This window comes from Streptomyces californicus (genome assembly GCF_000717645.1).
GTDB classification, from domain to species: Bacteria; Actinomycetota; Actinomycetes; order Streptomycetales; family Streptomycetaceae; genus Streptomyces; species Streptomyces californicus.
Genome location: NZ_JNZZ01000017.1, coordinates 42838 through 65979 on the forward strand (window position 1 = coordinate 42838; position 23142 = coordinate 65979).

Genomic DNA, 23142 nt, shown 5'->3' on the forward strand with positions numbered 1-23142 from the left:
AGTTTCACCGTGACTGTCACCGACCTGGTGTCGTACGAGGACGCGCTCGCGTCCTACGACCCCGTCATGGGCCTTGAGGTCCATGTCGAGCTCGGCACCAAGACCAAGATGTTCTGCGGCTGCTCCACCGAGCTGAAGCAGGACGCCAACTCCCAGACCTGCCCGGTTTGCCTCGGACTGCCCGGCGCGCTGCCGGTCGTCAACGAGATCGGCGTGGAGTCGGCCATCAAGATCGGTCTCGCGCTCCACTGCGAGATCGCCGAATGGTGCCGCTTCGCCCGGAAGAACTACTTCTATCCGGACATGCCGAAGAACTTCCAGACCTCCCAGTACGACGAGCCGATCGCCTTCAACGGCTATCTGGACGTCCAGCTGGAGGACGGGGAGATCTTCCGGGTGGAGATCGAGCGCGCCCACATGGAGGAGGACACCGGCAAGTCGACGCACGTCGGCGGCGCCACCGGCCGTATCCACGGCGCGTCCCACTCCCTGCTCGACTACAACCGGGCCGGCATCCCGCTCATCGAGATCGTCACCAAGCCGATCGAGGGGGCCGGAGCCCGCGCCCCCGAGGTCGCCAAGGCGTACGTCGCCGAGCTGCGCGAGCTGATCAAGGCCCTCGGGGTCTCCGAGGCGCGCATGGAGATGGGCCAGATGCGCTGCGACGTCAACCTGTCGCTGCGCCCCAACGGCACCGAGAAGTTCGGCACCCGCTCCGAGACGAAGAACGTGAACTCGCTGCGCTCCGTCGAGCGGGCCGCGCGCTTCGAGATCCAGCGCCACGCCGCCGTGCTGTCCTCGGGCGGCACGATCGTGCAGGAGACCCGGCACTTCCACGAGGAGGACGGCTCCACCACGGCCGGCCGCATCAAGGACAACGCCGAGGACTACCGCTACTTCCCCGAGCCGGACCTGGTCCCCGTCGCGCCCGCGCGCGCGTGGGTCGAGGAGCTGCGCAAGGGCCTCCCCGAGCTGCCCCGGGTCCGCCGGGCGCGGCTCAAGGAGGAGTGGGGCGTCTCCGACCACGACATGCAGTCCATCCTCAACGCGGGCGCGGTCGACCTGATCGTCGCCACCATCGAGGCGGGCGCCCCTGCGGACCAGGCCCGCAAGTGGTGGATGGGCGAGCTGGCCCGCAACGCCAACGAGACCGGCCGCGGTCTGGACGAGCTGCCGATCACCCCGGCGCAGGTCGCCCGGGTGGCCGCGCTCGTCGCCGCGGGCGACCTCAACGACAAGCTGGCCCGCCAGGTCATCGAGGGCGTCCTCGCGGGCGAGGGCGACCCGGACACCGTCGTCGAGAAGCGCGGCCTGAAGGTCGTCTCGGACGAGGGCGCGCTGTCCACGGCCGTGGACGAGGCCATCGCGGGCAACGCGGCCATCGCGGACAAGATCCGCGGCGGCAAGGTCGCGGCGGCGGGCGCGCTCGTCGGCGCGGTCATGAAGGCCACCCGCGGCCAGGCCGACGCCGCGCGCGTGCGCGAGCTGATCCTGGAGAAGCTCGGCGTCGAGGGCTGACGCCCCGATCGTCCCGGAGGGGCGGTGCACCCGTACGGCGGGCGCACCGCCCCTCCACCCATCCTGAGAGACCGTCCTGAACACCGTCGCCGCCGAGCTCGTCTCCTTCGCCCTGCTCCTGGGCGTCCTCGCCTTCGCCGTGCTGCGCCCCCGGGGGCTGCCGGAGGCGACCGTCGCCGTGCCCGCCGCCGTGCTCGTGGTGGCCCTGGGGGCGGTGTCCTGGCCCGAGGCCCGGGGACAGGTCGAGGAGCTGCTGCCCGTCGTCGGGTTCCTCGCCGCCATCCTCGTACTGGCCCAGCTCTGCGCCGACGAGGGGCTGTTCCGGGCCGCCGGCGACCTGGTGGCCCGCGCCTGCCGGGGACAGACCCGGCCGCTGCTCGGCGGCGTCTTCGCCGTCGCCTCGATCGTCACCGCCGTCCTCAGCCTGGACGCCACCGTCGTCCTGCTCACCCCGGTCGTCCTCGCCACCGCCGCCCGGGTCGGCGCACGCCCCCGCCCGTACGTCTACGCCTGCGCGCACCTGGCCAACTCCGCCTCCCTGCTGCTCCCCGTCTCCAACCTCACCAACCTCCTGGCGTTCACCGCGAGCGGCCTCTCCTTCACCCGCTTCGCCGCGCTGATGGCGCTGCCGTGGCTCGCCGCCGTCGCCCTCGAGTACGCCGTCTTCCGCCGCGCGTTCCGCGCCGACCTGGCCGCCGGGGCGCACGCGCCGGATCCCGGGGCGGAGCGCACGCCCGTCCCCGTCTTCACCCTCGTCGTCCTGGCGCTGACCCTGGCCGGGTTCGTCGTCACCTCGTTCGCGGGGGCCGAACCGCTGTGGGCGGCGCTGGCGGGGGCCCTGGTGCTCGCCGTACGGGCGCTCGCCAAGCGGGAGACCACGCCGCTCGCCGTGGTCCGCTCGGCCAACCCGCTGTTCTGCCTCTTCGTCCTCGCGCTCGGCGTCGTCGTCAAGGCCGTCGTCGACAACGGGCTCGGCGACGGGATCGCCGCCCTGCTGCCCGACGGCCACACCCTGCCCGCCCTGCTCGGCGTCGCCGTCGTCGCGGCGCTGCTCGCCAACCTGATCAACAACCTGCCCGCGATCCTCGCCCTGCTGCCGATCGTCGCGGCCGCCGGACCCGGACCGCTGCTCGCCGCCCTGATCGGGGTCAACATCGGGCCCAACCTCACCTACGTCGGATCGCTGGCGACCCTCCTGTGGCGGCGCATCCTGCACACCCACGGCGACACCCCCGAACTGGGCCACTTCACCCGGCTCGGTCTCGCGACCGTCCCGGTGACGCTCCTGGCCTCCACCCTCGCGCTCTGGGCGTCGCTGCACCTCATCGGGGTGTGAGGCGGGCCGCACCGGGGTGCGGGGGAGAGGTTGGACTTATCGTCCGACCTCTTGGACGTTCACCACCGGGCCGTACGGAGTCCTTCCCGAGGCCACCTGACGTGACTAGCTTCCCGGCTGTAACCACCGGAACCAGGAGGCTCCTTTGACCACGGACATGTCACGGCGACGGCTCTTCGCGCTGGGCGGCGGCGCACTCGGCGCCGCTGCGGCCGGATCGTTCCTGCCGCCCTCGCTCCAGGCCGCCATCGCCGCGCAGCCCGCCCACGCGGGGTCCGGCGGACTGGGGTCGATCAAGCACGTGGTGATCCTCATGCAGGAGAACCGTTCTTTCGACCACTACTTCGGCACCCTGCGCGGCGTACGCGGCTTCGGCGACCGCAACGCCGTCGAGCTGCCCACCGGCGGCACGGTGTTCGAGCAGCCCGACGCGGCCGGCTCCACCGTGCTGCCCTTCCCGGTGCGCGAGGCCGCCGCGGAGCAGAAGAAGGACCTCCAGTACATCGGCGCCCTCGACCACTCCTGGAACGGCGGGGCGAAAGCCTGGGGCGGCGGCTGGATGAACGGCTGGATCAGCGCCAAGACCGCCGCCACCATGGCGTACTACGACCGCCGCGACATCCCGCTCCACTACGAGCTCGCCGACACGTTCACCGTCTGCGACGCCTACCACTCCTCCATCCACACCTCCACCAGCCCCAACCGCAACCACCTCTGGAGCGGAAAGACCGGCTTCGAGCCGAACGGGAAGCGGGCCGTCGGCAACGACGCCTACAACGAGGGCACCCACCCCGGCTACGACTGGTCCACCTACGCCGAGCGGCTGGAGAAGGCGGGCCGCAGCTGGCGGACGTACACCGAGTGGGAGAACTTCACCGACAACCAGATCGAGTTCTACGCCACCTTCAAGGCCGTCGCCCGCAAGGCCCTGGCCAAGACCGGCGGCCACACCTTCATGGAGTCCTTCTACGCCAAGGTCCGCGGCGCCTCCGAGACCGAGCGCACCCGGCTCCTCGGGCTGCTGGACGAGGGCGTCGCCACGCTCACGAAGCGGGAGCGCAGCCTCTTCGAGCGGGGGCTGCGCCGGGTCCCGACCGGCACCCTGGCCGACGAGTTCGCCAAGGACGTGGCCGCCGGGACGCTCCCGGAGGTCTCCTACCTGGTCCCCTCGGCGATCGACTCCGAGCACCCGAGCGTCTCCTCGCCGGTGCACAGCGCCACGATCGTCTACAAGATCCTCGACGCGCTCGGCAAGCATCCCGACGTCTGGCGGCACACCGCCGTGCTGATCAACTACGACGAGAACGACGGCTTCTTCGACCACGTCCCGCCGCCCGTCGCACCCCCCGAGGTGACCGAGGAGCAGTGGGAGGGCCGCCCGACCGGGCTCGGCATCCGGGTGCCGATGCTGGTCGTCTCGCCGTGGACCGTCGGCGGGTACGTCTGCTCCGAGGTCTTCGACCACACCTCCGTCATCCGCTTCCTGGAGCGCTGGACCGGCGTGAAGGAGCCCAACATCGGGGAGTGGCGGCGCCGCGTCACCGGCGACCTCACCTCCGCCTTCGACTTCACCCGGGCCCGCCGGCAGCCCGCCGTCGAGCGGCCCGGCGCGATCCCGCCGCTCAGCGGACGCTGGCAGCCCAAGCCGCCCGCCGTCCAGCACCTGCCCGAGCAGGAGCCCGGCGTACGCCCGGCGCGCCCGCTGCCGTACCAGCCGGACGCGGAGGCCCGCAGGGCGCACGGCGGGCTCCGCGTGGAGCTGGACAACACCGGCCGGTCCTCGGCGCACTTCGCGCTGTACCCGTACGCCGGCGAGTTCCCGGCCCCGCAGCACCGGGACGTCCGGGGCCGCGCGCACTGGACCGTGCCGGTGACCGGGGACGCGTACCGCTTCACGGTCACCGGGCCGAACGGCTTCCGGCGCGAGTTCGCCGGGCCGGCCGACGGGGGAGCGGAGGTCACCAGCCGCATCGACCACCGCGACCGCGACATCCACCTCACCCTGCGCAACACCGGCCGCCGGCCCCTGACCTTCCTGGTGCGGCCGCTGGGCTATGTGGACGAGGACGACGTACGCGACTGGACCCGCCGTGTCACGGTCAAGCCGGGACGCAGCCGGTCGCTGGTGCACTCGGCGGCCGACGCCCACGGCTGGTACGACCTCGACGTCACCGCCGAGGGCGAGGACGGCTTCCGGCGGCGGCTGATGGGCCACATCGAGAACGGCCGAGCGAGCGTCTCCGGCTGACCCGGTCCGGCCGGCCGCAGGGTCTGATCCGTCCCGTGTAAAGGGCGGATCAGGCCCTGTGACCATGGCCACGAAACGGACAAAGGATCATCTAGTGCTGTCAGAGTGGCGTTCTCAGGTCATGAGACGTTTACGGGCAGATCGCGTTATCTGTGGGTAAAGGTCCACGAACCCGCAGGGAGCTCGTCCGTTGGCTGCCATCGCCCGCTGGTGCATCAGGCACCGTCTCGTCGCCGTTCTCATCTGGCTGGCCGCGCTCGGCGGGACCTCTGCTGCGGCCGGGTTCGCGGGCTCCGCGTACTCCAACGACTACGAGGTCCCCGGCACCGAGTCCGGCCGGGCCACCGAACTCCTCGCGCGCGGCTTCACCGACCTCGGCGGCGACACCGACACCGTGGTCTGGCACACCGCCGGATCCACCGTCCGCGCCGCCGACGTCGAACAGACCATGACCCGCACGCTCCACGCGATCGACGAACTGCCGGGCGTCGGCGCGGTCACCGGCCCGTACGGGGGAACGGGCCCCGGCCAGATCAGCGAGGACGGCCGCACCGCCTACGCCACGGTCACCTTCGACCGCCCCGCCGACGAGATCCCCGTCTCCCAGGCCCGGGCCGTCGTCGACACCGCGAAGGCGGCCGAGAGCGACGGGCTCCAGGTCGAACTGGGCGGCACCGCCGTCGCCCTCACCGAAGCCCCCTCCGTCCATTTCGCGGAGGGCGTCGGCGTCCTCGTCGCCGCCGTGGTCCTCTTCCTCGCCTTCGGCTCGCTCGCCGCCAGCCTGCTGCCCATCGCCACCGCCCTGGTCTCCGTGGGCACGGCCTACGCGGGCATCGTGCTGCTCGGCCATCTGATGACCGTCGCCGACTTCGCGCCCATGCTCGGCATGCTCATCGGGCTCGGCGTGGGCATCGACTACGCGCTGTTCATCGTCACCCGGCACCGCAGAGGGCTCAAACGCGGCATGTCCGTGCCCGAAGCCGCCCAGAACGCCGTGGCGACCACCGGCCGCGCCGTCGTCTTCGCCGGTGCCACCGTCTGCATCGCCCTGCTCGGCATGCTCATCCTGCGGCTCGGCTTCCTCAACGGCGTCGCCATCGCCGCCTCGCTCACCGTCGTCCTCACCGTGCTCGCCTCGGTCACCCTGCTGCCCGCGCTGCTCTCCCTCATCGGCATGCGGGCGCTCAGCCGCCGGGAACGCCGCCAGCTCGCCGAACACGGCCCCCGCCCGGAACTCCCCACCGGCTTCGCCGCCCGCTGGTCCGCCTTCGTCGAACGCCACCCCAAGCTGCTCGGCGCCGTCGCGGCCGTCGTCATGGCCGTCCTCGCCCTCCCCGCCCTCGGCCTCCACCTCGGCACCTCCGACCAGGGCAACAACCCGGCCACCGCCACCACCCGGCAGGCGTACGACCTCCTCGCGGACGGCTTCGGGCCGGGCGTCAACGGCCCGCTCACCATCGCCGCCCAGCTCGACGGCGCGGACGACCGGCTGGCCCTGGACGCGCTGCCCGGGACGCTGCGGACCACCGAGGGCGTGGCCTCCGTCAGCCCGGTCACGTACAACGGCCCCGGCGACACGGCCTTCCTCACCGTCGTCCCCGACTCCTCGCCGCAGTCGCAGGACACCAGCGAGCTGGTCGACCGCATCCGGGGCGACGTCCTGCCGCCGGTCACGGCCGACACCTCGCTGGAGGCCCACGTCGGCGGGGTGACGGCGAGCTACGACGACTTCGCCGAGATCATCGTCGGGAAGCTGCCCCTGTTCGTCGGGGTCGTCATCGGACTCGGCTGCCTGCTGCTCCTCCTGGCCTTCCGCTCCATCGGCATCCCACTCAAGGCCGCCGTGATGAACGTGGCCGCCGTCGCCTCCTCCTTCGGCGTCGTCGTCGCGGTCTTCCAGTGGGGCTGGGGCAGCGAACTGCTCGGCCTCGGCAGCGCCGGACCCATCGAACCCTTCCTCCCCGTGATCATGGTCTCCGTCCTCTTCGGCCTCTCGATGGACTACCAGGTCTTCCTGGTCGGCCGGATGTACGAGGAGTGGCTGGAGACGGGCGACAACCGGAGGGCCGTCCGGGTCGGGCTCGCGGAGACCGGCCGGGTCATCAACTCGGCCGCCGTGATCATGATCTCCGTCTTCCTCGCCTTCGTGCTCAGCGGCGACCGGGTCATCGCCATGTTCGGCATCGCGCTGGCCACCGCCGTCGCCCTGGACGCCTTCGTCCTGCGCACCCTGCTGGTGCCCGCCCTGATGCACATGCTCGGCGGGGCCAACTGGTGGCTGCCGGGCTGGCTGGAGAAGCGGCTGCCCCGGATCTCCATCGAGCCGCCCGACTGCGTACCGCTCCGTGCGAGGATCCCGGGGACGCGCGCCACGGAAGGTGCCGCGCGGACGGAGGAGGAGCACGATGTTCGCCATATCCCTGGGTGACGACAAGGCGGAGCTGCGACCGCTGGAGGTCTGGCAGGACGAGGAGTTCCTCGCCCACATGGACCGGGCCCGCGAGCTGGTCGACCCCTGGATCCCCTTCGCCTCCTTCGCCACCGACCGGGAATCGGCCCGCGCCCTGCTCCGGCGGTACGCGGAGAAGCAGGCGGCGGACACCGGACGGCTGTACGGCATCTGGCTGGAGGGCACCCTCGTCGGCGGCGTCCTCTTCCGGATCTTCGACACGGCGTCCGGCAACTGCGAGATCGGCGTCTGGCTGGAGCCCGCCGCCCAGGGCCGGGGCCTGATCACCCGGGCCGCCGAGCGGCTGATCGACTGGGCGGTGTACGAACGCGGCATGCACCGCGTGGAGTGGGACGCCTCGGCGGCGAACACCAGGTCGATCGCGGTGGCGAAGCGGCTCGGGATGACCCGTGACGGGGTGATCCGGCAGAACTACCTCTACCAGGGCGTCCGCCACGACTCCGAGATCTGGTCCGTCCTCGCCCCGGAGTGGAAGGCCCGCACGGGCCGCTGACCCGCGCGCCGGGGTGTCGTAGGGCCTGTCTGACCATTCCCGTCTGCCTCACGACGCCATGCGCGCACTCTCGCCGCACCGGCCCCAGACCCGAGTACGTCCAGTACGAGGGCCTGGAGCCGGCACGCCGAGAGCACCCTAAGGCCCCCGCCCCCGCGAAGATGCGGAACTCGCCCGATGCGCCGCACCCTCCCCGCGGACGACAGTGGAACCGCAGCGGACACAGGGCCCGGCCGACCGGCCGGAACCGCCCCACCGGTCCGCTGCCACGGTCGCCGTCAGGGAGCACCTCATGTACGAGTACGAGATCTACCGCACCGCCTCCGCCGAGCTGATCCGCCGGGCCGACGCCGAGCGCGAGCTGGGCCGGGCCCGTCTCGCCCGCCGGGCCGCCCGCCGCATCGGACGCCATGACCCGAGGGGTCGGGTGAGGGAGGACGACCGCGCCCGCTTCGCCCCGGCCGCCTGACGGTGAGCCGGTCCGGGACAGACCGCGTGTCCGGCCCCGGCCCCGCCGACGCCCCTTCCGTACGGGGCGCGGCGGGGCCGGGGCCGTCGGGGGCGGCGGCGTCCGTACCGGGGCCGTCCGGGCCGGGGCAGTCGGGGCCGGTGACGGCCGGGCTGGGACCGTCCGGTGCGGTGGCGTCCGGTCCGGTGGCGTCGGGAGTGGCGCGGACCGGGCCCGGAGCGCCCGGAGCGGTCGGCGAGGCCATGATCACCGTCCGCGAAAAAGCTCCCGCACCCTCGTACACCTATGCGATGCTCGGCGGCGTGGAGACCAGGTCAGTCAGCCCCGTTTTCGTCGGCCGAGGCGAGGAGCTCGCCCTGCTCACCGAGGCACTCGGGCGGGCCGCGTCCGGTGAGCCGCAGGCGCTGCTGATCGGCGGCGAGGCGGGTGTCGGCAAGACCCGGCTGGTCGAGCAGTTCGTCACGACCGCCGAGCGGCGCGACGCCGTCGTCGCGGTCGGATCGTGCGTCGAGATCGGGGCCGACGGACTGCCGTTCGCCCCTTTCCCGGCCGCCCTGCGCGCCCTGGGCCGGGCCCTGCCCGAGGAGATGGCCGCCGCCTGCGCCGGGCAGGAGGGCGAGCTGGCCCGCCTCCTGCCCGAGCTGGGCGAGGCCCACCGCGACGCCACCGACGAACACAGCACGGCCCGCCTCTTCGAACTCACCGCCCGTCTGCTGGAAAGGGTCTCCGCCGACCGGGCGGTCGTCCTCGTCCTGGAGGACCTGCACTGGGCGGACGCCTCGACCCGGCACCTGCTCGCCTACCTCTTCCGCACCCTCGCCGCGGGCCGCCTGATGGTCGTCGGCACCTACCGCGCCGACGACCTCCACCGCCGCCACCCGCTGCGCCCCCTCCTCGCCGAACTGGACCGGCTGCGCACCGTCGCCCGCCTCGAACTCGACCGGTTCAGCCACGACGAGGTCGGCCGCCAGCTCACCGGCATCCTCGCCGAGACCCCCGAGCCCGCGCTCGTCGACGAGATCTTCGAACGGTCCGACGGCAACGCCTTCTTCGTCGAGGAACTGGCCCGCTCCCTGGAGTGCTGCGGCGACAGCTCCGGGCTGACCGAATCCCTCCGCGACCTGCTGCTCGTCCGCGTGGAGGCGCTGCCCGAACACGCCCAGCGGATCGCCCGCATCGTCGCCGAGGGCGGCTCCTTTGTCGAGCACGAACTGCTGGCCGCCGTCGCCGGACTGGGCGAGGTCGAACTCGACGAGGCCCTGCGCGCGGCCGTGGGCGCCCACCTCCTGCGCCCCGCACCCGACAACGACGCCTACCGCTTCCGCCACTCCCTCGTCCGCGAGGCCGTCAGCGACGACCTGCTGCCCGGCGAGCGCACCCGCGTCAACCGCCGGTACGCCGAAGCCCTGGAGGCGGACCCCGCCCTCGTCCGCGACGACGAGCGGGCCACCCGCCTCGCCAGCTACTGGTACGCCGCCCACGACGCCGCCAAGGCCCTGCCCGCCGTCCTCCGCGCCGCCGTCGAGGCCCGCCGCCGGTACGCCTACTCCGAGCAACTGCGGCTCCTGGAGCGGGCGATGGAGCTGTGGGACGACGTGCCCGACGCGGTACGCGCCTCCCTGCGCCCCCTCGACTACGCGGAGGTCTACCCGGGCTACGGCTGCGACCCCGACAACACCCCGCTGCGCTACCTGGACGTGATGGCCGAGGCCACCGTCGCCGCCCACTTCGGCGGCGACCGCACACGCGCCCTGGCCATTACCAAGAAGGCCATGCGGGTCCTGGCCGCCGAGGCCGACCCGCTGCGCGAGGCGTGGTTCCTGGTGCAGCGCAGCCGGCTGGTGCAGGCGCTCGACAAGGGCGACGGCTGGGCGGAGCTGGCCACCGCGCTGGAGCTGGTGCGCGGGCTGCCCCCGTCCCCCGTGCAGGCCGACGTCCTGACCAACGTGGCCAGTTGGAAGGCGCTGCGCCGGCCGGGCCCCGAGGCGCTCGCGGACAGCGACCGCGCGGTGGAGTACGCCCGGCTCGTCGGCGACGAGTACATCGAACTGCACGCCCGCCTCACCCGGGGCTGGCTCACCGCGGACGCCGGCGGCGTCGACGACGGCCTCGCCGAGATGTACGCCGTCCGGGAGCGCGCGGAGAAGCTGCACCTGATGAACCTGCTCGGCCGGGTCAGCGTCAACCTGCCCTCCTCGCTGGAGGCGATGGGCCGTTCGCTGGAGGCCGTCGCCGCCGCCGACCACGGCATCGAGATCTGCCACAGCCACGGCCTGGCCGACTCGGGCGCCTGGGTGTACGCCAACCAGGCCCAGTCCCTGTTCTCCCTCGGGCACTGGGACCAGAGCGAGGCCGCCGCCGCGTCGGCCACCCGGCTGGCGCTCGGCCAGAAGGGGAAGGGGGTGGCCGCCCTCCGCCACACCGAACTCGCCGTGGAACGAGGAAACCTGGCCGAGGCGGAAGACCTGCTCGCCCTGGTCCGCAAGCACTTCGGGCACCGCGACCCGCAGCACCAGCATCTGATCGACCCGGTCCGCCACGGCATGGTGCTGGCCGCGTCGCAGGGCCGGCTCGCCGAGGCCCGGACCGCTTTCGAGGAGCTGGCCGAACCCGGATTTCCGCTCGGCACCCAGCGCTACGCCCTGCCGCTGCTCCGGACCGCCGCCATGATCGAGGCCGACGCGCGCGGGCTGCCCGCCGCCGAAGCGGACCGTCCGGCACTGCTCGCCCTGATCCGCCGGTGCGTGAAGGTCCTCCCGGCGCTCGTGCCCGTGTGGGCAGCCTACGGGGTGTTCATCGAGGCCGAGCTGGCCCGCGCCGAGGGCGTCGACACGCCCGCGCACTGGGCGCGGGCCGCCGAGGCGTTCGACCCGCTGAGCCGCCCGTACCAACTGGCGCAGATCCACCGCCGCTGGGCCGAGTCCCTGCTGATCGCCCCCGGCGGCCGGACCACCGCCACGGTCCTGCTGCACCGCGCGTCAAAGACCGCCCGGAGACTCGGCGCCCGCCCGCTGGCCGAGGCGGTCGACCAGCTCGCGGCCCGCGCCCGCATCACGCTCGACGGCTCCGGCACGGCGCCCGGCGCCGACGGCGGGACCCACCCGGCCGTCCTCACCGGCGTGCCGGCCGGAACCGGCCCCGGGCAGCCGCGGCCGGACGAGGAGGACCCGGCGATCGCTGCCGTCGCCTCCTTCGGGCTGACCCCGCGCGAGCAGGACGTGCACCGGCTGGTCGCGGCGGGACACACGAACCGCCGGATCGCGGAGGAACTGTTCATCTCGCCGAAGACCGCGAGCGTGCACGTCTCCAACATCCTGGCCAAGCTGGGTGTCTCCACCCGGGGCGAGGCGGCCGCCCTCGCCCACCGCCTGCGGCTCTACCCGGCGGCGTAGGAACCGCCGGGCCCCGGGCCCCACCCGGAGCCCGGGGGTCGCCCCGCCCGGCACAGGGATCCGGCGGGCCCGGTCGGCCCCGATGGACCCGGCCGGCCGCCGGACCGTGCCTTCCAGGGCAGCCCTCGGAGCCATGCGGTCCCGGCCGCCGTACACGCCCAGGGCCCCGGGGGACCCGGTCGGCCCCGGTGGTGTGAGGCCCGGTGGACCCGGTCGGCCCGCTACTCCTCCGAGTCCTCCTCGGCCCGGCGCTCCGGGCCGCTCACGGGCTTCCCGGGGCGGGGCCGGTCGAGCGCGGCGTCCTGCTCGGGCACGGCCTGCCCCGCACCGCGCTCCCCGGGCCCGGAACCGCACTCCCCGGCCCGCGCGTCGCCCTCGGGGGCCCGCGCGTCGCCGACCGGGCCGTTCGCCGCCGGTGGGCCGGCGTCCTGCCCAAAGGCGCCGTCGCGCGCCGGGACCCGGACGGTGACCTTGCCGGAAGTGAGGTCTATCGGCCCCCGGTCCGGATCGCCGACGCCGAGATCCACCCGGCTCAGCTCCAGCCGCCGCCGCTCGTCCGAGGTGTGCTTGCGCCCCGGAGCGAACAGCTCCTCGAAGAAATTGAACACCGGCCGTGCTCCCTCCGACATGCCGCGCGGGCGGCCGGGCTACTCCACCTCCACCCGGAGGACCCTGTCGCCCCCGGACTTCGGCGTGCCCCGTCCGTCCGTGTTGCTGGTGACCAGCCACAGGCGGTCGCTCCCCGCACTCACCACGGTGCGCAGGCGGCCGTGCTCCTCCTCCAGGAACGCCTGGGGCTCCGCATAAGGTTCCTTCGCGCTGTCACCGGAGAGCGGAATCCGCCACAGCCGCTCGCCGCGCAGCCCGGCCATCCAGATCGAGCCCTTCGCGTACGCGATACCGCTGGGCGACGCCTCCGAGGTCTTCCACTGGGCCACCGGGTCGATGAAACCGGCCTCGCCCTTCTTGCCCTCGACCTCGGGCCAGCCGTAGTTCCCGCCGGGCTCGATCAGGTTCAGCTCGTCCCAGGTGTCCTGCCCGAACTCGGCGGCCCACAGCCGCTTGTCCTTGTCCCAGGCGAGCCCCTGCACATTGCGGTGGCCGTACGAGTACACCACCGAGTCCGCCTCCGGATTGCCGTGCACCGGCTCGCCGTCGGGGGTCATCCGCAGGATCTTGCCCGCGAGCGACTCCTTGTCCTGGGCCAGCCCGGTGTCCCCGGTCTCACCCGTCCCCGCGTACAGCATCTTGTCCGGGCCGAAGGCGATCCGGCCGCCGTTGTGGACGCTGCCCTTCGGAATGCCGCGCAGCACGGTGTCGGGGGCCCCGAGCTGCCGGCCCGCCGGGCGCTTCTCGTCGTAGCTCATCCGGACGATCCGGTTGTCGGACGCGGTGGTGAAGTACGCGTACACCAGCGGGTCCGCGCCGAACGTCGAGGAGACGGCGAGCCCGAGCAGCCCGCCCTCGCCGGACGCCGACACCCCGGGCACCGACCCCAGCAGCGTCTGCTTCCCGCTCTCGCCGTCGATCCGGTGGACCGTGCCCTCGTCGCGCGAGGAGACCAGCAGATCGCCGCCGGGCAGCGCGGCCAGCCCCCAGGGCGACTTCAGCTTCTCCGTCAGCGTCGAGACGACCTCGGCCGACCCCTGGGCGGGCGGCGGCTCGGCCGACCGGCTCGGGGACGCCGGGGGAGCGGAACTCCCCGAGGCGGTCGGGGACGCCGGCTGCCCGGACGAGCCCCCGCCCCCGTCGCCGGAACACGCGGCGGTCAGCAGCAGGGCGGCCGACGCCAGCGCGGCCACCGCCCCTCTGCGCACGGCCGGGGGCTGCACAGGTCCGAACAGAGCACCACGCACGGAATCGATCCTTTCGACGGTTGCCCGACTACCCGCTCCCACACCGTGTACAGACGCTCACCCGGCCCAGGAGTTCCCGATCCGCCCATTCTCCCGCCGCCCGGACCGCGCCGCCCGGTGCGACGCCGATCGCGGCGGCGGCACCCGTACGCCGGTGGCCCGCCCGACGCACGCGTACAGCGGGAAACGGCACCGCGCCCGCGCGGCGCACCCCTCAGTCCCACGACTCCCGCGCGGCCGGAAGCGCGTCGATCTCCGCCAGGTCCCGGTCCTCCAGGACCACGCGGTCCGCCCCGGCGTTCTCCACCGCCCACCGCTCCCGCTTCGCCCCCGGCACCGGCACCACGTGCGGCCCCTGACGCAGCACCCAGGCCAGCGCCACCTGGGCCACGGTCGCCCCGCGGCGCTCCGCGACCCGCCGCAGACCGGCCACCACCGGCTGGTTCGCCGCCATCACCTCCGCCGTGAACCGGGGGTGCCGCGCCCGCAGGTCCTCCGGCTCGAAGCCCTGCCCCGGCTTCAGCGTCCCGGTCAGGTACCCGCTGCCCAGCGGCATCGCCGCCAGCAGCCCCACCCCGCGCGCCACGCACCACGGCAGCAGCTCCGCCAGCGCCTGCCGCGACCACACCGACAGCTCCGCCTCGACGGCGCTGACCGGGAAGATCTGCTGGATCCGCTCCAACTGCCGGATCGTTCCCTCATACAGGTCCGCCGTCGACCGGCGCGAGGCTCGCGCCCCCACCGCGCACAACCCCAGCGACCGCACCTTGCCCGCCGAGACCAGCTCCGCCATCGCGCCCCAGGTCTCCTCCACCGGCACCTCGGGGTCGGCCCGGTGGAGCTGGTACAGATCGATCACATCGGTCTGGAGCCTTCTGAGCGAGGCGTCGCAGGCCCGACGGACGTACCCCGGCCTGCCGTTGGCCACGATGTGCCCGTCGCCCACCAGCAGCCCGCACTTCGTGGAGACGAACGCCTCCTCGCGGCGGCCCTTCAACGCCCGCCCCACCAGCAGCTCATTGGTGAACGGGCCGTACATGTCGGCGGTGTCGAGCAGCCGGACGCCCGCGTCCAGCGCCGCGTGCACCGTCCGCACCGAGCGGTCGCCGAGTTGCTGCGACGCGCTGTAGCCCCAGCTCATCGGCATGCAGCCCAGCCCGACGGCGCCCACGGCAAGCCCCGCCGCCCCGATAGTCCTGCGCTCCAACTCCCCGAACCTCCCTCGTACGCGCGGTCACGGGGCCGTACCGCAACCCCAAAGTAGCCGCTGGCCTGCCCGGCTCCTCGCGCAGCCGTCCTGGAGCACCCGTATGCCGGTCGCATAGCCTTCCGACCATGACTGCGACGACTTCCGCTGTGTGGCTGCCCTTCCCGGCCGAGGAGATCGACGGGCTCCCCGAGGGCCTCGACTACCGCTTCTGGGACGGCGAACCGGACTACCCCGGTGACCCCGCCGACTGCGCCTACTACGTCGTGCCCTACATGAAGGGGCCCGAGGTCGCGGTGCGTCCGCTCGCAAAGATGCGCGGCGTCCAGGTGGTGCAGACGCTCTCCGCCGGGATCGACCACGTGGAGCCCGGCCTCGGTTCGCTGCCCCCGGGGGTGCGGCTCTGCAACGCCAAGGGCGTCCACGAGGCGTCCACCGCCGAGTTGACGCTCGCGCTGGTCCTGGCCTCCCTGCGCGGCATCCCCGGGTTCGTCCACGGCCAGGACGCGGAGGAGTGGCGCTCCGGCTTCTACCCGGCGCTCGCCGACAAGTCCGTCCTCATCGTGGGGTACGGCTCCATCGGCTCGGCCATCGAGGACCGGCTCGCGCCGTTCGAGTGCGCGCGGGTCGCACGCGTCGCGCGCTCCGCCCGGGCCTCCGCGCGCGGTCCCGTACAGGCGCTCGACGAACTGCCCGCCCTGCTGCCGGAGTCCGACGTCGTGATCCTCTCCACCCCGTTGAACCCCTCGACGCGCGGGCTGGTGGACGCCGAGTTCCTCGCCGCGATGCCCGACGGCGCCCTCCTCGTCAACGTGGCACGCGGCGGAGTCGTCGACACCAAGGCCCTGCTGGCCGAACTGGAGTCCGGGCGCCTGCGGGCGGCGCTCGACGTGACCGACCCGGAACCCCTCCCGGCCGGCCATCCTCTCTGGCATGCTCCGAATGTCTTGATCACGCCTCATGTGGGCGGCAGCACCTCGGCGTTCGAACCGCGCGCCAAGCGGCTGCTGGCCGCACAGCTCACCCGCTTCGCCGCCGGGGAGCCGGTGGAGAACGTCGTCCGCACCACCGGCTGAACGACCTCCGGAAGCCACGCTACGGGGCGGTCCGGATGCGCACAGTGCCGCTCACCTCGGCTTTCGTCACTGAGAGTAGAGGAGCTATGGCCCTGCGTGACCGTTCTGGTGTATCGTCCGATCCGGGGAGCCGCGCCGTGTGAAGGACGGCGCGGGGGGAGCACCGGAACGCGAGGGGGCGACGGGCGATGTGCCGGCCATGGAGAGACGATCCGACGGGGACGGGCGAGCGGCCGAGGCCGTCCGCGCCGACCGGGCACCGTGCCCGCCGATGGCCGGATTCCTGCCCCGCACAGCCGTTTCCGACGCGTCCGCGCCCGCCCCGGAGCGGGCGGCGGCGCGGCGGTCCGGGCGAGGGCCGGTCGCAGGGGTCCGACTGCCCGGCCGGCCCGGGCCGGGGAGCCCTCCGGTGAGCGCGCTGGGGGCCCTGTTCTCCCCGAGGTCCGCCGCCGGCTCCACCGGGACGCGCTCCCGGATCCTGCTCGGCATCGTCTGCGCGGGGTATTCGGTGGGCGCCGCCGTGGGCTGGGGATCGCCGCGCGTCGCCGTCTTCATGGGGGACTTCGGCCTCGCCGCCGCCGCGCTGATCGCCGCCGTCTCCTGCCTCCTTTACGCGCGAGCGGTCGGCGGACGACTGCGGCCCGCCTGGCTGCTGTTCTCGCTCTCGTCCCTCATGGCGGCCTGCGGCAACGCCGTCTGGGGCTGGTACGAGGTCGTCCTCGGCGTCCCCGTGCCCGCGCCCTCCCTCGCCGACGTCTTCTTCCTCTGCTTCGCGCCGCCCGCCATCGTCGGCCTGCTGGTGCTCGCCAAACGTCCCGTCACCCGGGCCGGCTGGATCTGCCTGGGGCTGGACGCCTGGCTGATCGGCGGCTCCCTGCTGACGCTCGCCTGGAGCCTCGCCCTCGCGCACACCGCGCACCTGGCGGGCGCGGAGGAGGCGAACGTCGCCCCCGCCGCCCTCTCGCTGGCCTACCCGCTGCTCGACATCGTGCTCGTCTCGATGGTGCTGGCCCTGCACTTCCGCCGCTCCGGGGTGAACCGCTCCGCGGTGAACACCGCCATCGCGGCCCTCGCGCTCACCGTCCTCAGCGACGCGGTGTTCACCTCGCCGCTGCTGCGCTCCACCTACCACTCGGGCCAACTCCTCGACGCCGGCTGGTTCGCCGGTTCGCTGCTCCTCGCCTACGCCCCCTGGGCCGCCCGGCGGGCGGCCCGCGCACCGGGCGGAGCCTCCCCGCCCCGGGCCGCCGGCAGCCGCCCGATCGCCGGGTCGCTGGCCGCCCTGACCCCGTATCTCGCCGCCGCCGTCTGCACCCTGGGCATCCTGTACAACGTGGTCGACGGCCGGCGGGTCGACCGGGTCGTCATCTTCACCGGCTGCACGGTCGTCCTGGCGCTCGTCGTCCGGCAGGGCATCATGCTGCTCGACAGCATCTCCCTCACCCAGGAACTGGCGCAGAAGGAGAACCACTTCCGCTCCCTGGTGCAGGGCTCCAGCGACGTCATCATGATCGCCGCCCCCGACGGCACCCTGCGCTACGTCAGCCCCGCCGCCGCCGGGGTCTACGGGCGCGACGCGGAGGACCTCGTCGGGGCCGAGCTGTCCTCGATCATCCACCCCGACGACCTCGGCCGGTTCGTCCACGAGGTGCGGCGCTTCCTCGCCGCCCCGCCCCACGAGGAGCCCACCACCCGCATCGAGTGCCGCTTCCGCTCCGGCGCCGGCGACTGGCTCAACGTCGAGTCCACCGTCAACCGCCACCAGGGCGGCCTCCTGCTCAACAGCCGGGACGTCACCGAACGGGTCCGCCTCCAGGCCCAGTTGCAGCACAACGCCGAGCACGACCCGCTCACCGACCTGCCCAACCGGGCCCTGTTCACCGCCCGGGTCCGCCAGGCGCTCGGCGGGCGGCGGGCGAGCGACCCGGGCACCGCCGTCCTCTTCATCGACCTCGACGGCTTCAAACAGGTCAACGACACCATCGGCCACCAGGCGGGCGACGAACTGCTCATCCAGGCCGGACGGCGGCTCCAGGACTCCGTCCGGGCCGGCGACACCGCCGCCCGGCTCGGCGGTGACGAGTTCGCCGCGCTCATCGTCGGGGACGGCACCCGCGATCAGGGCGCCCGGGAGTACCAGGTGCACGAGATCGCCGAACGGCTGCGCCTCACCCTCTCCCAGCCCTACCGGATCGGCCCCAACGAGGTCCGGGTGGCCGCCTCCATCGGCGTCGCCTTCGCCGAGCCCGCCATCAGCCCCACCGACCTCATGCGCAACGCCGACCTCGCGATGTACCGCGCCAAGGCCGGCGGCAAGGACCGGGTCGAGCTGTACGCCCCGCAGATGCAGGCCGACGTCGTGCGCCGCTCCGAGCTGGCCGCGCGGCTGCGCTCCGCCCTGCGCGACGGCGAGTTCGCCCTGCTCCACCAGCCCGTCGTCCACCTCGCCAGCGGCTCCGTCGCCGCCGTCGCCGCCCAGGCCCGCTGGCGCTCCGCCCAGGGCATCCTCTTCACCCCCGCCGAGTTCCTCCGGGTCTCCGGCGACGACGACCGCACCGCCGAGCTCGGCCGCTGGCTCCTGGAGGAGGCGGTGGCCCAGGCCGCCGACCGGGCCAGGGCCGGCCACCCCGTCGCCGTCTCCGTCCGGCTCCCCGCCGCCCGGCTGCTGGAGACCGGTCCGCCCCTCGGCTCCATCGAGGCGCTGCTGACCCGCCACGGGCTGCCCTCGGGCGCGCTGATGATCGAGGTGGCCGACAGCGACCCCCGGATCTCCTTCGACGCCCTGGAGCAGCGCCTCGTGGCCCTGCGGCGGCTCGGCGTACGGATCGCGCTCGACGGCTTCGGCAGCGGGTTCGCGGCGATCAACGCGCTGCGGCGGCTCCCCATCGACGTACTGAAACTCGACCGGACGCTGGTCGAGGGCGTGGTCGAGTCGGCCCGGCTGCACAAGATCACCAGCGGCCTCCTGCGGATCGCCGGCGACCTCGGCCTCCAGTCCGTGGCGGACGGCGTCGACGTCCCCGAGCAGGTGCTGGCGCTGCGCGCCATGGGGTGCACCCACGGCCAGGTGATGGCCTTCTCCGGCCCGCTCGACGAGTACCGGCTGCGACGCGCCCTGGTCCGCGGGGAGTTCCCCGTGGCGGGCGTTCCCGGGCCCCGGCCGGTGATGGCGGGCGGCTCGATCCCGCTGCTCACCGGATCACATGCTGAGACGCCCGTCCCACCCACTTGACACGTCATGCGTGCCGGAGAGAGGGTCAATGCCATGCGCACCCGAATTCTCGTACTTGGAAAGCGCGTCGGCTGAAGCAGAGTCACTCACTGACACTCTGCGGACCGCACCCGGCGCGCTCCCCTCGCTTGCCTCACGGCACGAGGGGTTTTTTGTTGCACTGACGCCTCTCAAAACGCCGCAAAACACCCGCCAAAACCCTCAGCTTCGAGAAGAGAACGCAGATGACCGAGCAGGCCACCGGGGCCCATCACCCGCAGCCGCGCGCCCGTACCGGCGGACAGCCGTCCGCGACCGTCGAGCACGTCACGGGCGCGCAGTCCCTCATCCGTTCGCTCGAGGAAGTGGGCGCCGACACCGTGTTCGGCCTCCCCGGCGGCTGCATTCTCCCGGCCTATGACCCGCTGATGGACTCCACCCGGGTCCGCCACATCCTCGTCCGCCACGAGCAGGGTGCGGGCCACGCGGCGACCGGGTACGCGCAGGCCACCGGCAAGGTCGGCGTCTGCATGGTCACCTCGGGCCCCGGCGCCACCAACCTGGTCACCCCGATCGCGGACGCCGCCATGGACTCGGTGCCGATGGTCGCGATCACCGGCCAGGTCGCCTCCTCCGCCATCGGCACGGACGCCTTCCAGGAAGCCGACATCTGCGGCATCACGATGCCGATCACGAAGCACAACTTCCTCGTCACCCGCGCCGAGGACATCGCGCACACCATCGCCGAGGCGTTCCACATCGCCTCCACCGGCCGCCCCGGACCGGTCCTCGTCGACATCGCCAAGGACGCGCTCCAGGCGCGGACGACCTTCAGCTGGCCGCCGGCGATGGACCTGCCCGGCTACCGCCCGGTGACCAAGCCGCACGCCAAGCAGATCCGCGAGGCCGCCAAGCTGATCACCCAGGCCAAGCGGCCCGTGCTGTACGTTGGCGGCGGCGTCCTGAAGGCCGGGGCCACCGCCGAGCTGAAGGTCCTCGCGGAGCTGACCGGGGCGCCCGTCACCACCACCCTGATGGCGCTCGGCGCCTTCCCCGACAGCCACCCGCTGCACGTGGGGATGCCGGGCATGCACGGTTCGGTCACCGCCGTCACCGCGCTGCAGAAGGCCGACCTGATCGTCGCCCTCGGAGCCCGCTTCGACGACCGCGTCACCGGCAAGCTGGACAGCTTCGCCCCGTACGCCAAGATCGTCCACGCCGACATCGACCCCGCCGAGATCGGCAAGAACCGCACCGCCGACGTCCCGATCGTCGGCGACGCCCGCGAGGTCCTGGCCGACCTGGTCCAGGCCGTCCAGGCCGAGCACACCGAGGGCAACACCGGCGACTACAGCGCCTGGTGGAAGGACCTGAGCCGCTGGCGCGAGACCTACCCGCTCGGCTACGACCTGCCCGACGACGGCAGCCTCTCCCCGCAGCAGGTCATCCAGCGCATCGGCCAGCTCGCCCCCGAGGGCACGATCTTCGCCGCCGGCGTCGGCCAGCACCAGATGTGGGCCGCCCACTTCATCGACTACGAGCAGCCCGCCACCTGGCTCAACAGCGGCGGCGCCGGGACGATGGGCTACGCGGTCCCGGCCGCCATGGGCGCCAAGGCCGGCGCGCCGGAGCGCACGGTCTGGGCCATCGACGGCGACGGCTGCTTCCAGATGACCAACCAGGAACTGACCACCTGCGCGCTCAACAACATCCCGATCAAGGTCGCCGTCATCAACAACGGCGCCCTGGGGATGGTCCGCCAGTGGCAGACCCTCTTCTACAACCAGCGCTACTCCAACACCGTGCTGCACTCCGGCCCGGACGCGGACGGCACGCCCGCCCGCGGCACCCGCGTCCCGGACTTCGTCAAGCTGTCCGAGGCCATGGGCTGCTACTCCATCCGCTGCGAGGACCCGGCCGACCTGGACAAGGTCATCGAAGAGGCCAACTCCATCAACGACCGCCCCGTCGTGATCGACTTCATCGTCCACGAGGACGCCATGGTCTGGCCGATGGTCGCCGCCGGCACCTCCAACGACGAGGTCCAGGCCGCGCGCGGCGTCCGCCCCGACTTCGGCGACAACGAAGACGACTGAGAGACAGAGAGAGAACGACTCCCATGGCCGAAAAGCACACCCTCTCCGTCCTGGTCGAGAACAAGCCCGGTGTCCTCGCCCGGATCACCGCCCTGTTCTCCCGCCGCGGCTTCAACATCGACTCGCTCGCGGTCGGTACCACCGAACACCCCGACATCTCCCGCATCACCATCGTCGTGAATGTCGAGGGCCTGCCCCTGGAGCAGGTGACCAAGCAGCTCAACAAGCTGGTCAACGTCCTGAAGATCGTCGAACTCGAGCCCGCCGCCGCGATCCAGCGGGAGCTCGTCCTGGTGAAGGTCCGCGCCGACAGCGAGACCCGCTCCCAGATCGTCGAGATCGTCCAGCTGTTCCGCGCCAAGACCGTCGACGTTTCCCCGGAGGCCGTCACGATCGAGGCGACCGGAGGGGCCGACAAGCTGGAGGCGATGCTCAAGATGCTGGAGCAGTACGGCATCAAGGAGCTCGTCCAGTCCGGCACCATCGCCATAGGGCGCGGCGCGCGCTCGATCACCGACCGGTCCCTGCGCGCCCTCGACCGCTCCGCCTGAGCGGACGGACCCCGGCGGAGCCCCCGGCTCCGCTCGCATGGCGAGACCCGACAACGCACACGACGCACCCCGCCGTACGGTGGGACGCAACACCTGCACACCAAGGAGAAGACCCAGTGGCCGAGCTGTTCTACGACGACGATGCCGACCTGTCCATCATCCAGGGCCGCAAGGTCGCGGTTCTCGGGTACGGCAGCCAGGGCCACGCCCACGCGCTGTCGCTCCGCGACTCCGGCGTCGACGTCCGCGTCGGTCTGCACGAGGGCTCGAAGTCCAAGGCCAAGGCCGAGGAGCAGGGCCTGCGCGTGGTGACCCCCTCCGAGGCGGCCGCCGAGGCCGACGTCATCATGATCCTCGTCCCGGACCCGATCCAGGCCCAGGTCTACGAGGAGTCCGTCAAGGACAACCTCAAGGATGGCGACGCGCTGTTCTTCGGCCACGGCCTGAACATCCGCTTCGGCTTCATCAAGCCGCCGGCCAACGTCGACGTCTGCATGGTCGCCCCGAAGGGCCCCGGCCACCTCGTCCGCCGCCAGTACGAGGAGGGGCGCGGCGTCCCCTGCATCGTGGCCGTCGAGCAGGACGCCTCGGGCAAGGGCCTGGAGCTCGCCCTCTCGTACGCCAAGGGCATCGGCGGCACCCGCGCCGGCGTCATCAAGACCACCTTCACCGAGGAGACCGAGACCGACCTGTTCGGTGAGCAGGCCGTCCTCTGCGGTGGCACCGCCGCCCTGGTCAAGGCCGGTTTCGAGACGCTGACCGAGGCCGGCTACCAGCCGGAGATCGCGTACTTCGAGTGCCTGCACGAGCTGAAGCTCATCGTCGACCTCATGTACGAGGGCGGCCTGGAGAAGATGCGCTGGTCCATCTCGGAGACCGCCGAGTGGGGCGACTACGTCACCGGCCCCCGCATCATCACCGACGCCACCAAGGCCGAGATGAAGAAGGTCCTCGCCGAGATCCAGGACGGCACCTTCGCCAAGAACTGGATGGCCGAGTACCACAACGGCCTGCCCAAGTACAACGAGTACAAGAAGGCCGACAGCGACCACCTGCTGGAGACCACGGGCCGCGAGCTGCGCAAGCTCATGAGCTGGGTGAACGACGAAGAGGCGTAGTCCTCCGAGGAGCGGGGCGGGTTCCGGTCACGGGATCCGCCCCGCTCCGCAGCACCGCGAGGAGCCGCTCCGTACGGGGGCGCCGGAGGGGCTGTTCCGTA

Annotated in this window: 15 protein-coding genes; 12 read left to right on the forward strand and 3 right to left on the reverse strand. The window is 72.8% G+C overall.

The genetic code is table 11. The annotated features are described in order from the left end of the window. The first annotated feature begins 9 nt into the window (after nt 1-9). The 7 genes from gatB to IF19_RS0122600 all read left to right on the forward strand — a co-directional run bounded on the left by gatB (nt 10) and on the right by IF19_RS0122600 (nt 11926). Complete coding sequence (gatB, locus tag IF19_RS0122570) at nt 10-1518, forward strand: Asp-tRNA(Asn)/Glu-tRNA(Gln) amidotransferase subunit GatB (protein WP_030117187.1); 1509 nt, start codon at nt 10-12, stop codon at nt 1516-1518. 76 nt (nt 1519-1594) lie between these two features. Continuing rightward, a complete protein-coding gene (locus IF19_RS0122575) occupies nt 1595-2854 on the forward strand; it encodes an SLC13 family permease (protein WP_032748587.1) in 1260 nt (419 codons plus the stop codon). A 145-nt stretch (nt 2855-2999) separates the two neighbouring features. Next, nucleotides 3000-5102, forward strand: coding sequence for a phosphocholine-specific phospholipase C (locus tag IF19_RS0122580; RefSeq protein ID WP_030117184.1), 2103 nt, complete (start codon nt 3000-3002; stop codon nt 5100-5102). Between the two features lie 190 nt (nt 5103-5292). Next, entirely contained in the window at nt 5293-7530 is a 2238-nt protein-coding gene (locus tag IF19_RS0122585; protein ID WP_030117183.1) for an MMPL family transporter, read from the forward strand. Further along, nucleotides 7508-8065 (forward strand): GNAT family N-acetyltransferase, encoded by a 558-nt coding sequence (locus tag IF19_RS0122590; RefSeq protein WP_030117182.1) that lies wholly within the window; start codon nt 7508-7510, stop codon nt 8063-8065. Before IF19_RS0122585 ends, IF19_RS0122590 begins: the two co-directional genes overlap by 23 nt. A gap of 292 nt (nt 8066-8357) precedes the next feature. Further along, the gene (locus IF19_RS1000000137780; protein WP_167345088.1) at nt 8358-8534 is read left to right on the forward strand and encodes a hypothetical protein; all 177 of its coding nucleotides are present in this window, start codon (nt 8358-8360) and stop codon (nt 8532-8534) included. A gap of 242 nt (nt 8535-8776) precedes the next feature. Further along, nucleotides 8777-11926 carry a helix-turn-helix transcriptional regulator gene (locus IF19_RS0122600; RefSeq protein ID WP_030121058.1) on the forward strand — a complete coding sequence of 1050 codons (3150 nt, stop codon included), beginning with the start codon at nt 8777-8779 and terminating at the stop codon, nt 11924-11926. A 221-nt stretch (nt 11927-12147) separates the two neighbouring features. Here IF19_RS0122600 and IF19_RS0122605 read toward each other — a convergent pair whose 3' ends face one another. From IF19_RS0122605 to IF19_RS0122615, 3 genes are all read right to left on the reverse strand, one after another. Continuing rightward, complete coding sequence (locus tag IF19_RS0122605) at nt 12148-12534, reverse strand: DUF6191 domain-containing protein (protein WP_030121059.1); 387 nt, start codon at nt 12532-12534, stop codon at nt 12148-12150. A 39-nt stretch (nt 12535-12573) separates the two neighbouring features. Beyond that, nucleotides 12574-13782, reverse strand: a complete 1209-nt coding sequence (locus IF19_RS0122610; RefSeq protein ID WP_030117178.1) for a PQQ-dependent sugar dehydrogenase — start codon at nt 13780-13782, stop codon at nt 12574-12576. A 214-nt stretch (nt 13783-13996) separates the two neighbouring features. Next, nucleotides 13997-14953, reverse strand: a complete 957-nt coding sequence (locus IF19_RS0122615; protein ID WP_030198060.1) for an aldo/keto reductase — start codon at nt 14951-14953, stop codon at nt 13997-13999. A 164-nt stretch (nt 14954-15117) separates the two neighbouring features. Here IF19_RS0122615 and IF19_RS0122620 point away from each other — a divergent pair, with 164 nt between their 5' ends. The 5 genes from IF19_RS0122620 (at nt 15118) to ilvC (ending at nt 23041) form a co-directional block, all read left to right on the forward strand. Further along, on the forward strand, nt 15118-16065 hold the full coding sequence (locus IF19_RS0122620; protein WP_030117176.1) for a 2-hydroxyacid dehydrogenase: 948 nt from the start codon (nt 15118-15120) through the stop codon (nt 16063-16065). A 409-nt stretch (nt 16066-16474) separates the two neighbouring features. After that, the gene (locus IF19_RS0122625; RefSeq protein WP_030117175.1) at nt 16475-19297 is read left to right on the forward strand and encodes a putative bifunctional diguanylate cyclase/phosphodiesterase; all 2823 of its coding nucleotides are present in this window, start codon (nt 16475-16477) and stop codon (nt 19295-19297) included. Between the two features lie 224 nt (nt 19298-19521). After that, on the forward strand, nt 19522-21372 hold the full coding sequence (locus IF19_RS0122630; protein WP_030121063.1) for an acetolactate synthase large subunit: 1851 nt from the start codon (nt 19522-19524) through the stop codon (nt 21370-21372). Nucleotides 21373-21395: 23 nt separating this feature from the next. Next, entirely contained in the window at nt 21396-21923 is a 528-nt protein-coding gene (ilvN, locus tag IF19_RS0122635) for an acetolactate synthase small subunit (protein WP_030117172.1), read from the forward strand. 116 nt (nt 21924-22039) lie between these two features. Beyond that, nucleotides 22040-23041: a ketol-acid reductoisomerase gene (ilvC, locus tag IF19_RS0122640; RefSeq protein WP_030078942.1), complete on the forward strand. Its 1002-nt coding sequence runs from the start codon at nt 22040-22042 to the stop codon at nt 23039-23041. Nucleotides 23042-23142 lie beyond the last annotated feature (101 nt).

Excerpts from the sequence above, each read along its gene's own strand:
- IF19_RS0122620 (WP_030117176.1), top strand. The coding sequence starts at position 15,118 with ATGACTGCGACGACTTCCGCTGTGTGGCTGCCCTTCCCGGCCGAGGAG.
- IF19_RS0122630 (WP_030121063.1), top strand. The coding sequence starts at position 19,522 with ATGACCGAGCAGGCCACCGGGGCCCATCACCCGCAGCCGCGCGCCCGT.
- IF19_RS0122590 (WP_030117182.1), top strand. The coding sequence starts at position 7,508 with ATGTTCGCCATATCCCTGGGTGACGACAAGGCGGAGCTGCGACCGCTG.
- IF19_RS0122600 (WP_030121058.1), top strand. The coding sequence starts at position 8,777 with ATGATCACCGTCCGCGAAAAAGCTCCCGCACCCTCGTACACCTATGCG.
- IF19_RS1000000137780 (WP_167345088.1), top strand. The coding sequence starts at position 8,358 with ATGTACGAGTACGAGATCTACCGCACCGCCTCCGCCGAGCTGATCCGC.
- ilvN (WP_030117172.1), top strand. The coding sequence starts at position 21,396 with ATGGCCGAAAAGCACACCCTCTCCGTCCTGGTCGAGAACAAGCCCGGT.